This window comes from Azospirillum rugosum (assembly GCF_017876155.1).
Classification (GTDB): Bacteria; Pseudomonadota; Alphaproteobacteria; order Azospirillales; family Azospirillaceae; genus Azospirillum; species Azospirillum rugosum.
In genome coordinates this window covers 11,947-23,493 of record NZ_JAGINP010000027.1, presented here as the reverse complement: position 1 = coordinate 23,493, position 11,547 = coordinate 11,947, and the positions used below count along the sequence as shown (strand labels likewise).

9 protein-coding genes are annotated in these 11,547 nt (G+C 71.1%); all 9 read left to right on the top strand.

Annotation, left to right across the window (positions count from 1 at the left end):
- The first annotated feature begins 43 nt into the window (after positions 1-43).
- The 9 genes from J2851_RS29210 (at position 44) to J2851_RS29170 (ending at position 11,547) form a co-directional block, all read left to right on the top strand.
- The gene (locus J2851_RS29210) at positions 44-3,127 is read left to right on the top strand and encodes an ABC transporter substrate-binding protein (RefSeq protein WP_209770815.1); all 3,084 of its coding nucleotides are present in this window, start codon (positions 44-46) and stop codon (positions 3,125-3,127) included.
- 14 nt (positions 3,128-3,141) lie between these two features.
- Positions 3,142-3,510 carry a hypothetical protein gene (locus tag J2851_RS29205; RefSeq protein WP_209770813.1) on the top strand — a complete coding sequence of 123 codons (369 nt, stop codon included), beginning with the start codon at positions 3,142-3,144 and terminating at the stop codon, positions 3,508-3,510.
- 2 nt (positions 3,511-3,512) lie between these two features.
- On the top strand, positions 3,513-3,983 hold the full coding sequence (locus tag J2851_RS29200) for a hypothetical protein (protein WP_209770811.1): 471 nt from the start codon (positions 3,513-3,515) through the stop codon (positions 3,981-3,983).
- Positions 3,980-4,705, top strand: coding sequence for a DotU family type IV/VI secretion system protein (locus J2851_RS29195; protein ID WP_209770809.1), 726 nt, complete (start codon positions 3,980-3,982; stop codon positions 4,703-4,705). The genes J2851_RS29200 and J2851_RS29195 overlap by 4 nt, the downstream gene beginning before the upstream one ends.
- Complete coding sequence (locus J2851_RS29190) at positions 4,693-7,932, top strand: type VI secretion protein IcmF/TssM N-terminal domain-containing protein (RefSeq protein WP_246501006.1); 3,240 nt, start codon at positions 4,693-4,695, stop codon at positions 7,930-7,932. Before J2851_RS29195 ends, J2851_RS29190 begins: the two co-directional genes overlap by 13 nt.
- Before the next feature lie 389 nt (positions 7,933-8,321).
- On the top strand, positions 8,322-8,822 hold the full coding sequence (locus J2851_RS29185) for a YcjF family protein (RefSeq protein WP_209770807.1): 501 nt from the start codon (positions 8,322-8,324) through the stop codon (positions 8,820-8,822).
- A gap of 42 nt (positions 8,823-8,864) precedes the next feature.
- On the top strand, positions 8,865-9,050 hold the full coding sequence (locus J2851_RS29180; RefSeq protein WP_209770804.1) for a hypothetical protein: 186 nt from the start codon (positions 8,865-8,867) through the stop codon (positions 9,048-9,050).
- Between the two features lie 8 nt (positions 9,051-9,058).
- The gene (locus tag J2851_RS29175; RefSeq protein WP_211114476.1) at positions 9,059-9,817 is read left to right on the top strand and encodes a substrate-binding periplasmic protein; all 759 of its coding nucleotides are present in this window, start codon (positions 9,059-9,061) and stop codon (positions 9,815-9,817) included.
- Positions 9,814-11,547: an ATP-binding cassette domain-containing protein gene (locus J2851_RS29170; RefSeq protein ID WP_209770800.1), complete on the top strand. Its 1,734-nt coding sequence runs from the start codon at positions 9,814-9,816 to the stop codon at positions 11,545-11,547. Before J2851_RS29175 ends, J2851_RS29170 begins: the two co-directional genes overlap by 4 nt.

Sequence of the window (11,547 nt, the reverse complement as noted above, 5' to 3'; positions counted from 1 at the left end):
CGCCCACCCACCTTCCCGACACGGACCGCCCGAGGCCCATCCCATGCTGAGTTCGCTCCAGCCCCGCTCCCGGCCGCCGCTGCGCTGGTCGCACCTGACCAAGAAGGCGCGCTTTGCGCTGATCCTGGCCTCAGCGGTGCTCGTCGCGGTGCTGGTGTCGCTGGTGGTGCGCGCCGGCTTCCTGGGCGACCGCAACCGGGAGCCGCTGACGCTCGCCGTCGTCGGGCCGCTCAGCGGGCCGGACGCGTCGCTGGGGCTGGCCCTGCGCAAGGGGGCGGCGTTGCGCGCCGACGCGATCAACACGGCGGGCGGCATCGGCGGCCGGCCGGTGGTGCTGAAGCCGTTCGACGACGAGGGCGACAAGGGCAAGTCGCTGGAGATCGCCCAGCGCATCGCCAACGATCCCGCCGTCATCGCGGTGATCGGCCATTCCCCGGACGCGACCGACAGCGCGACGGCGATCTACGCCCAGAAGCGCATTCCGCTGGTCGCCCCGCGCCCGCTGGTCCGCCCGGCCGACGCCGCAGCCAGCCCCTGGCTGTTCAGCATCAACCTCAACCGCGCCAACGAGACGCGCTTCCTCGCCAACTACGTCCGCAACGTGGTGGGGGAGCCGACCGTCGCCGTCGTGCGGGAGGACAGCGAGCAGGCGGCGGCGCTGGCCGGCCAGTTCGACACCATCCTCCAGCGCTTCGGCACGAAGCTGGTCGGCCAATGGACCTTCGCGCCGGGCCGCGGCGGGGCCGGGGCCCTGCCGGCGCTCGCCCAGACGGTGAAGGAGAAGATGCCGACCGGCGCGGTGGTCGTCATCGGATCGGCGGTGGACAGCGCGCGCGTGGTGGTGGCGCTGCGCGACGCCGGCCTGCGCAACCTGATCGCCGGCACGTCGGAGATGGCCACGGCCGCCTTCCGCGCGGAGATCGTCGCGCAGGCGCAAGCGAATCCCAAAGCCTTGACCCCAGAGGCCTACGGGCACGGACTGCTGGTGTCCTCGCCCGTGCTGTTCGACACGGCGAACGAGCGGGCGCAGCGCTTCTACGGCCAATACGTCAAGCGCTTCAACGCCGTGCCGGACTGGGCGGCGGCGCTGGGCGCCGATGGCGTGGACCTGATCGCCGGGGCCATCGGCAAGACGCTTCCCGCCAGCGGAAAGCCGGACGGCGAGGATCTCCGCCGCGCCATGGGCGACCATGGCCGGGCGGAGACCGCCTTCCAGGGCACCGTCGGCACCTGGACCTTCGACGCGCGCGGGCAGGCGACCCTGCCGGTGATGATGGCGACCTACAACGGCCTGAACCCGGTGGCGGCGCTGACCCAACTGCAGCCGATCCGCGAGGCCGGCGTGTCGAACTTCCTGGAGGAGGTTACGCGCGGCCGGGCGCTCTACGTCAACGACCGCTTCATGTACAAGACGGACGTCATCTACACCGGCGTCCAGCTGCACGAGATCCGCGACCTCAGCCCGGACAAGAACGAGGCGACGCTGAATTTCACGGTCTGGTTCCGCTACCGCGGCGCCTTCAACCCGGCCGACGTCGTCTTCACCAACGCGGTCAAGCCGATCGACCTCGGCAAGCCCTACCGCGAGGAGCGGGGCGAGGTCACGACCTACGTCGCCTACAAGGTCGAGGGGCGCTTCGCGCTGAACTTCTCCGACCAGCGGCCGCCCTACGGCAGCCACGCGGTCGGCGTCAGCTTCCGCCACCGGACGCAGAACCGGAACAACGTGATGTTCGTCACCGACGTGCTGGGCATGTCGCTGGTGGACACCAACGATTTCGCGGAGAAGCTGAAGGCGATGGCCGCCGCCGAGGCCGCCTCCATCGCGGAGCCCGGGCTGATGGACCGGCTGGGCCGCGCGCTGGAGGGGGAAAGCGAAAGCTCCACCCTGCTCGACCAGCTGCGGGCGCGGCGGGTGCTGGCGCCGTCGCCCGGCTGGCGGCTGTCGCGCGCCTGGATCTCCCAGGACGTCGCCACGGTCAGCAGCGAGGGCGACCCCAACTACGTCGGCTTCGGCCGGCCGCAGCCGGACTTCTCCCGCGTCGACTTCGGCGTGGTGGCGACCCCCGACGCCCCGGCGGCGCGCGACTTCATCCACCGCGACTTCTTCGTCTACATCGCCATCTTCAGCGTCGTGCTGGCGGTCTTCGCAGCGTTCATGGACCGGCGCGACCGCGGCCAGTTCTGGAAGATCCAGACGCTGTTCATGCGCATCCTGTCCTGGCCGCTGCTGCTGATGTCGGTCGGCAACATCGCGCTGGACCAGGCGGTGGCGACGCTGCCGGCCAGCGGCATCGCCATGGTGGTGAACGGGTTCGAGGTGCTGTGGTGGATCGTGCCGGCCATCCTGGTCGACCGCACCATGGAACGCTTCGTCTGGACGCCGCTGGAGATCCGCACCCAGCGCAAGATCCCCGGCATCGTCCGCCGCTTCTCCAGCCTGATTGTCTTCGGCTTCGCCGGCTGCGGCATCATGGCCTTCGTGCTGAAGCAGCCGATCACCAGCCTGCTGGCCGCCTCCGGCCTCGTCGGCATGGTCGTCGGCCTCGCCATCCAGGCCAACATCGCCAACGTCTTCTCCGGCATCATCCTGAACATCGAGCGGCCCTTCAAGATCGGCGACAGCATCCAGATCACCGACGTCGTCCGCGGCGTGGTGGTGGACATGACCTGGCGCACGGTGCGGGTGCGCAACGTCGCCGGCTTCATCGTCGCCATGCCCAACGCCAAGGTGTCGGAGGCGACGGTCGTCAACTTCAGCGCGGTCGAGCGCGTGTCGATGCGGCTGGAGTATTTCGCCGACGCACGCCACGACCCCGGCCGCTTGGGCGGCCTGCTGACCAGCGCCCTGCGCGCCACCGACAAGGTGATGCCCAGCGCCACCGGCGGCCTGCCCTTCGTCCGCTACGACGGGTTCCGCGGCGTCAACGGCCAGTGGCTGTGCAAGTACAACCTGTTCTTCTGGGTCCAGGACCACGACGCCAGCTTTGTCGTGCCGGAACTGGTCTGGCGGTCCGTCTACCGCACGCTGGCCGATGCCGGCATCGACCCGACCCCGCCCGACCTGATGGAAGCCGGCGGCGCCATGATTGCGGCCAGCGGCCAGCCCACTCCGATCCCGGCATAAGCGAGACCCGTCCGATGAACCGCCCCATCCGTGTGTCCTTCGCCCTGGTCCTGCTGGCTGCAAGCGCCTGCGCGCCGCTGGGCTCCACCGACCCGTCGGGGGTGCTGGAGCGCGTCGCCGACGGCGACTACGACGTGGGCATCCGCTACCCGTCCAAGCGCACCCGTTACGTGATGATCGTGGACAGCGACGACGAGACGCTGGCCCTGACCAACCGCCCGGCCGGACGCGGCCAGGAGGACGCTTCTCCCGAACCGGCACAGCCGGCGGCCCCGCAGCGGAACGACCGCGTCCTGGCGCCCTGCGGCGAGGGGACTGGCAACTGGTACCGCCACACGCCGGCCGGCTACGTCTGCGCCGCCGCACCCGGCGCGGGGGGCTGACGGTGAAGAGTGCCGCGATGGTCATGGCCCTGTTGCTCGGCGGGTGCGCCTTAAACGCTCCGGATCGTACGCCCACCGCAGCGACGGACAAGCCGGCGCTGCGCATCTTGGCCGACGCCGACGCCAACGGGCGCCGGCCGGTGGCGCTGGACGTGGTGCGGGTCGCCGACGCGGACATGGCCGGGCGTCTCGACGCCTTGGACGCGGCGGCCTGGTTCCGCACCCGGACGGCGCTGGTGAAGGAGGGCGCGGGCCGCCTCGCCGTCACCTCCTGGGAGATGGTGCCGGGCCAGACCGTCCAACTGCACAGCCTGCCGCCTTTCGCCGCCAAGCCAGCCGTCACAGTCATCTACGCGCGCTACGCCACCCCGGGGCCGCACCGGCGGACCATCCCCGGCGCCCCGGCGCTGGAGATCCGGCTGGAGCGGGACGGCTTCACGGCACAACCAAACGCCATGGGGGAGACGCCGTGACCGCCATGCTCACCTCCCGACCCACTGTGTCCATGAACGCGGCGCAGCCGGGAATCCTGGCGCAGTTCCGCGCCTTCCTCGCCGACCTGAACGCCTGCTGCGCGCCGTCCCAGAATCCGGCGGCGGGACCGGCGGCCGACCGTCTGGTCGCGGCGCTGCACGGCATGACCAACGCGGCGACCTCCCACGGACCCGCCGCCCACGGCGCGGTGGTGAAGGCCGCCTTCGCCATGGCGATGCTGGCCGACCGCGCGCTGGCCCCGGTCAGGCCGGCCGAGGCGGTGGTCGCGTCCCGGCTGTTCGGCGCCAACGCGACCATGCAGACCCTGTTCGTGCAGACCGATGACCTGATCCGGCTGGGCAGCAAGGCTGACCGCGAGCTGGTCACCGTCTACCTCGCCACCCTGTCGCTGGGCTTCCCCGAGGACGCGGAGGCCGCGGCGCGGCGCCCGGCGCTCCACCGCATCGTTGTCGGTGAACGCGGTGAAACGCAGCAAGCCAGCCCCCATGCCAGCCCGGGCGCCTACGACCCGCCGGCCGGCGCGGTGCCCGGCCTGTCCTGGCCGACGGCGCGGCGCTGGTGGTGGGCGCTGGGCGGGACGGTGGCGGTTTTCCTGGTGGCCTCGCACCTGCTGTGGACCGGTGCCGTCGACGGCATCCAGCGTGACCTGCGCGGCGCCCGCGCCGCGGTCGAGGATATGGGGCTGTCATGGTCCTACTGATGCTGGCGGTGGAGCTGCTGTTCTCCTCCATCGGGGCGGCGATCGCCGCGATCGCCTCCTTCGCCGTTTTCATCCTGCCCTACGCTCTGGCGGCGCTACCGCTCTACATCCTCTACCGTGTCGTCCGCGCGCGCTGGCCCAAGCTGACCCGGCGGTTCCGGCGCGCGCCCAAGGCCAAGCCGTCCATCCGTCAGGCGGCCGCGACGCACCGCCCCCGGCCAGCAACCACGTTGCAGGTGCGGGCGGAGGCCCCGCCATCGGCGCGCGCGGCGAACGACACGCTGCCGCTCGCCCGCGTCTACGGCGAGGGGCTGGACATCCTGAAGCGGCAGATGCGCGGCCCGCTGCTGCGCGGCGAGATCCCGTGGTTCCTGGCCTTCGGCGTCGGCGGGCCGGCGCTGCTCGCCACCGATCCCACCCACGTCCGATGGCCGGAGGACGGCAACGGCGAGTTCGGCGCCTGGTGGTTCTGCGAAGGGGCGGCGATCCTGCACGCCGGCACCGATTCTTCCGACGGGGCGAAGCTGTCGGAATCCTGGCCGTCGCTGGCGTCGGCCATGCGCGCCCGGCCGATGCGCCGGCCGCTGGACGGCATCCTCATGATGGTCGGCGCCGACGAGCTGCGCGCCGCCGCGGAGCGGGAGGCGCCGCGCAGCGCGCTCGCCAAGCGGGCGGCGGCCCTGCGCGAGCGGCTGCGGTCCTTGCGCGACGACCTGGGCGTCGTCTGCCCGGTGCATGTGGTGGTCGTGCGGGCCGAGGCGCTGGACGGCTTCGCGGAGCTGTGCGCAACGGTGCCCTCGGCCATGCTGGACAGCGTGCTCGGCTGGACCAACCGGCAGGACTGGACTCTGCCCTTCGACCCGCGCCGGGTGGACGAGGCCTTCGACTCCCTGCGCGCCGATCTGGCGCTGCTGGAGGCCGACGCGCTCGCCGCCGGCACCGCCGGGATCCGGCTGCCTCTGCTGCCGGCCAGTCTGGAGACGCTGCGGCACCCGCTGGCGCTCTTCCTCGACGGGGCGCTGGGCGGCGAGGAGGGGGCGGAGCCCTTCCCGCTGCGCGGCATCGCCCTGACCGGCACCCACACGACGATCACCGGCGGGCGCCGCCCCGCCTTCGCGCGGGATCTGCTCCCCGGCCGCGCCTTCGCGGAATCCGGCTACGGCCGCCCGTCGGAGGCCGCTTTCCTGCGCGCGCGCACCCGACGCCGGCAGGCCCAGGGCGCGCTGGCCGCCTCCGTCGTCGGGCTGTCGCTCGCGGCGTGGCAGGGCGTGTCCGGCGTGTCGGCCGGGGTGCCCGCCGTCGCCGGGGCGACCGACGACCTGCGCCGGGCGCTGCTGTCGCGCGACGCCGCCCCGGACGCGGAAACGGTCGGCCGGGTGATCGCCGCCACGGTGCGCATGGAACGGGACCGCCTCGCCACGCCGCTGCTGCCGACCTCGCTGCTCAGCGGCTTCGACGAGGACAAGCGGCGGCTCGCCTCGGTGACCGTGCGCCGGGCGGTGCTGCGACCGATCCGCGACGCCCTGCTGCCCAGCCCCGTGCTGGCCGACCTGCCACCGGCGGCCGATGCGCGTCAAGTGGAGGACCTGCCGAGCTTCCGCCGGCTGGCCGCCCAGTTCGACCGCATCGGCGGCCGGCGCGACGCGCTGGAACGCTACGACCGCTTCCGCCGGTCGAGCGGCTTCGACGAACTGCTGGCCGTGTCGGAAAGCGTGTTCGGCGCCGTGCCCAAGCCGGCGACGGTCGCCACCGACGGCTTCATCACCCGCATCGCGGCGGGCGCCGATCTGCCGAACCTGGACGCCCGGACCATCGCGGCGGCGGTGCGCGCGGAATCCGTGCGGCTCGCCACCCCGCTGGCCGAGGATCTCTACGCCCGCAACCCGCTGCGCGTCCGCGCCCAGGCCCTGGCCGACCGCCTGCGCGACCTGCCGCAGCCCCCCTCCGCCGACGACGTCGCCGAGATCCGCCGGCTGGTGGAGGCGGTGACCGACGCCGCCGGCTGGCCCATCGCCGCAGCGCTTCGTGCGCCCTCCCACGGGTTGCCCGACGCCGTCAAGGTCGCCTTGCAGAAGGCCGCCATCGCCGAGCTGCCCGGCCGCGACCCCGTCGACCGGATTACCGAGGCGCTGGCGACAGCCGCGACCGACTCCCGCGCCGCACTGGCCGCGTTGGAGGCGCCGCCGGTCGGCCGCCTGTTCACCCTGCCGGACGACGGCGGAAACCCGGTGCCGGTCCCGGCGCTCGCCGAGCTGCCCACCGTCCTGGCTGCCCTGGTCCTGCCGGAACCGGTCGCCGCTCCGGTCGCCGAGCCGCCCGCCAAGGCGGAGCCGGTCAAGGCCGAAGCCCCCGCGCCGGAACCGGCCAAGCCGGCGCCCGCTCCCCCCAAACCCGTGGCGGAAGTCCCGGCGCCAGCACCCATCGTCCCTCCCCCGCCGCCCGTTCGGGCCGTAACCGCGCCCGCGGTGGCGATGCTTCCGGCCCCGACCGTTCCGGCCGTCCCGGACGGCGAGGCGGCCGTGGCGAAGCTCGCGGCGGGCTTTTCGCAGACGCTGGCCGGGCGCTTCCCCTTCGTGCGCGCGGACCTCGCGCGGGGCGCGCCCGACGCCGACCCGCAGGACGTGCGCCGCTTCTACCAGTCGCTCGACGAAAACCGTTCGGCCCTCGCCCGGCACGCCAGCGCCGAACTGACCGGCTTTCTGGAGAAGATGGAGGCGGCGCGGCCGCTGCTGGAGGCGGTCGCCAAGGCGGCGCCGGTCAGCGTCTCCCTCGCCTACGGCGTCAACCGCGGCCAGGAGATCGGGGCGGAGCACATCATCGACTGGTCCGTCCGCACCGGCGCCAGCGCGGTGGGGGCTGCGGCCGATGCCGAGCCGCTGGTCTGGAAGGCCGGGCAGCCGGTCCTGCTCAGCTTCCGCTGGGCCGCCGGTTCGCCCTACCGCCCGAAGAGCGCCGCCGCCAACGCGGCCGAGGCCGCCGCCGGCGACACGCTGACGCTGGTGGAGCGCGGCCCGTGGGCCCTCTTGCGCCTGCTGAAGGGCCGGACCGCAGGATCGGGTGCAGGCCGGGACGGGTCGGTCCTGCGCATCGCGCTGCCCACGCAGACCATCGGCGGGGCACCCGCCCGCGACACGGTGCTGTTCATGGCGGCCTCCGTCCGCGTCGGCGGACGCCCCTCCGCCCCCCTGGCGCTGCCCGACCTGCCGGCGCGCTTCCCGTCATGGTAGCAAATCTCTTTTCATAAAGAAAAACTACTGAAAAGGAATGTTACAAACCGTTGCAAAATACTGTTTCGTTGCACATGGCGCCGCGCTTTTGAAGAATCGTTTAATTCGTTGTTAAACACTTGACCTATATCAATGAGTTAAATTTCCGAACTGGGTCGGGCGGAGTCATTCAATCCGATTTGAAGCACAATGAGGACGATGTTCTTCGCCCTGACCTGTGTTCGGGAAAAGGCAACTCTTTTGCCAATCGGTCGATGTTTAATTGATGATTGGCAAAGCGTTTCCCGCGGGGGCGCTGCGCTCCCGACCGGCATGACGCAATACGTGTAATTTGTCTCGCTTTTGTCTCATATCGCAACCACCAACCGTTCCCTGAAAGGCTTCGGATCATGGTAGATCGCAAGAAACGCGCCCAGGACCTGATCAAGTACCACAGCTACGCCTCCGGCGCGTTCGGCCTCATCCCCGTGCCCGGCGCCGACGTCGCCGCGGTCAGCGCGGCGCAGCTCAACATGATCCACAAGCTGGCCAAGCTGTACGAGGTCGAGTTCGCCCAGGAGCGCACCCGCGCCATCGTCAGCGCCCTGCTGGGCGGCGTGATGCCCGGCGCGCTCAGCTCCAGCGTGCTCGGCTCCGCCGTGAAGGCCGTGCCGTTCGTCGGCTCCGTCCTCGGCATGGCGGTGATGCCGGCCCTGTCGCTGGCGGCGACCCAGGCGCTCGGCCGCGTGTTCGCCCAGCATTTCGAGACCGGCGGCACGCTGCTGGACTTCGACGTCGAGACGATGCGCGAGCATTTCCGCAAGGAATACGAGGCCGCCAAGGCGGAGAACGTCGACGCCGCCGTCGATGCTCCGCAGATGGATGGGCAGCCCGCCCAGAAGGCCGGCTGATCTTTCCAAAGCAGGACGCCGGGCGAATAAGGAACCATCACCGTGTTCGAGCTGATCTACATCGGACTCTGCCTGCTGGTCGGGTTTCTGGGAATCGGCCGTTGGGGCGGGTTCCTGCTCTACGCCTTCCTGGCGGTGGTGCTGACGCCGCCCGGCGCCCTCCTTGTCATGATCCTAACCTACCGCCGCAAGAAGCCGGCGAAAATGCCCAAGCCGGCGAAGGCGTGACGGCGGGCATGGCCAAGGCATCCAAAGTTTTTAGGGCGATCCGGCGGTTGCTTCCGGCGCTGCTGCTGGTCCTTCTCGGCACAGCCTCCCAGGCGCACGCCGAATACTGGACCATCGCGTCCGAGGACCATTTCCCGCCCTACAACTACACCACCAACGGCAAACGCACGGGCATCGACACCGAGATCGTCAACGCCCTGCTGAAGGAGCTGGGGGTGACCCCGGTCCACCGCCCGCTGGCCTGGACCGAGGTCGTGCAGGCGATGGACGAGAACACCGCCGACATCGGCTTCCAGTTCATCGCGTCGCCCGCCCGTTTCGCGCAGTACAACATGATCGGCCCGTTCCGCACCGGCACGACCGTCTTCATGGTGCGCAAGGATTCCGCCATCACCTTCGACCGGCTGGAGGATCTGGCGCCCTACCGGATCGGCGTGGTCGACGGCTTCTCCTACGCGCCGGACTTCGACGCCGCCACCTACCTGGAAAAAGTCCCGGCGAGCAGCAACGTGGTCAATTTCCGCCGCCTGACGCTCGGCCTCGTGGACGTCATCGTCGGCGACCTGCACGTGCTGAACCACATGGCCAAGCAGGATGGGCGGCTGAAGACCGTGCGCGTCCTGCCCAAGCCGGTGGGCCTGATCCCCCGCTACATCGCCCTGCCGAAGGCGCGCAAGGAGAAGGCCGAGCGGTTGCAGGCCGCCTTCGTCAAGCTGCGCGACAACGGCACGATCACGCGCATCGTCGACAGCTGGCTGGCGCAATGAGCAAGCGTAAACCTCCCGTCAGCAAACCCGCGTCGGCGCTGCTGCCGCTGATCGGGCTGGCCGACCGGCCCATCCTGACCCGGCTGTTCGTGACCGGCTGCACCGCCGCCGCCGCCAACCTGATCAGCCTGATGAGCCTCAGCGCGGAGCTGAGCGGCTGGATGCGGGGCGAGGTGCTGGACACCCCCTTCCTGATCTTCTGCCTGTCGCTGCTGGTCGGCTACGCCTTCAGCAAGCGCTTCGTCGGGCTGCTGCTGACCACCGCCTTCAGCGCGCTGGCCGAGGTGCGGCGGCGCTTCCTGCGCCACGTCACGCTGGGCAGCCACGCCGAGATCCTGGACCTCCAGGCCAAGCGCTCCTTCGACCTCGGCAACTACCATCTGGAGCGGATCGCGGCGCTGCTGCCGAACCTGTCCATCGCCGCCAACATGATGCTGGTGGCCGGCGTCGCCTACCTCTACCTGTGGACGCTGTCGACCGTCGGCGCCACGCTGCTGCTGGTCGCCGCCGTCTTCGTCGGCAGCTGGTACGTGCGGGAGGCGCAGCGGACCCGCGCGCTGCTCGGCGACGCCAAGGACCGCGAGCTGCGCATGCTCCAGGGCTTTTCGGAGCTGGTCGGCGGCAACGCCGAGATCAAGCTGGGCAAGGCGCGGCGCGACGAGCTGACCCAGGCGGTGGAGGCCGACATCGCGGGATGGGAGGAGCTGAAGCGCCGCCACGGCCGCAACCTGGGGGAGCTGTTCTCCTGGATCGCGACGATCATCATCGGCTTCTCCGCCGTCTTCGTCTTCATCTTCCCGCGCATGGGCGCGATGTCGGTGGCGGAGCTGCCGCTGGTGACCTCCGTCATCCTGTTCCTGGCGCGCCCGCTGTCGAAGTTCCTGAACGCCGTGCCCGATTATGTGGCGGCGGAGGACGCGGCCGGCCAGCTGGCGACGCTCCTCGCCACCATGCCGGCGGCGGAGTACGCGCCGTCGCGCCACGCCCGCGCGCCGCGCCGCTTCAGCAGCATCGAACTGCGCGGCGTCCGCTTCACCTACCCCGCCGGCCTGCGGCCGGAGCCCTTCACCATCGGCCCGGTCGACCTGACCATCCCGGCCGGCAGCGTCGTCGGCATCATGGGGTCGAACGGGTCGGGCAAGTCCACCCTGCTGCGGGTCATCCCGCTGCTGTTCCGCCCGGAGGAGGGCCACGTGCTGCTCGACGGGCAGGCGGTGGAGACCGACCGGCTTGAGTCCTACCGCGACCTGTTCTGCGCCGTGTTCCAGGACCACCACATCTTCACCCGGCTGCCGCAGGGCACCAGCTTCGACGAGGAGCTGTTCCGCGAGATGCTGGCCTACCTGAAGATCGACCGGCTGGTGCCGGAGACCGGCGACGGGCTGCTGAACCGCGACCTGTCCAAGGGGCAGCGCCGGCGCCTGGCGCTCGCCATCGCGGTGGCGGAGGGGCGGCCGGTCATCATCCTGGACGAATGGACGTCCGACCAGGACGCCGAGTTCCGCACCCGCTTCACCAACGAGATCATCGGCAAGCTCCAGTCGCTGGGCCGCACCGTGATCTTCGTGTCGCACGACGGCGACGTCTCGTCCGTCTGCGACGTCACCATCCGCATGATCAACGGGCGGATGAGCCTGCCGGCCGAAACCGCCGCGCCCCGCCCCGACACGACCCCTTCCACGGCCCGCCCCGCGGTCCTGGAGATGGAATGCCCGCAGGAGACCGCCTGA

Bases quoted from the DNA above. Each gene is read 5' to 3' on its own strand.
- J2851_RS29210 (WP_209770815.1), top strand. From the start codon at position 44: ATGCTGAGTTCGCTCCAGCCCCGCTCCCGGCCGCCGCTGCGCTGGTCG.
- J2851_RS29170 (WP_209770800.1), top strand. From the start codon at position 9,814: ATGAGCAAGCGTAAACCTCCCGTCAGCAAACCCGCGTCGGCGCTGCTG.
- J2851_RS29185 (WP_209770807.1), top strand. From the start codon at position 8,322: ATGGTAGATCGCAAGAAACGCGCCCAGGACCTGATCAAGTACCACAGC.
- J2851_RS29205 (WP_209770813.1), top strand. From the start codon at position 3,142: ATGAACCGCCCCATCCGTGTGTCCTTCGCCCTGGTCCTGCTGGCTGCA.
- J2851_RS29190 (WP_246501006.1), top strand. From the start codon at position 4,693: ATGGTCCTACTGATGCTGGCGGTGGAGCTGCTGTTCTCCTCCATCGGG.
- J2851_RS29175 (WP_211114476.1), top strand. From the start codon at position 9,059: ATGGCCAAGGCATCCAAAGTTTTTAGGGCGATCCGGCGGTTGCTTCCG.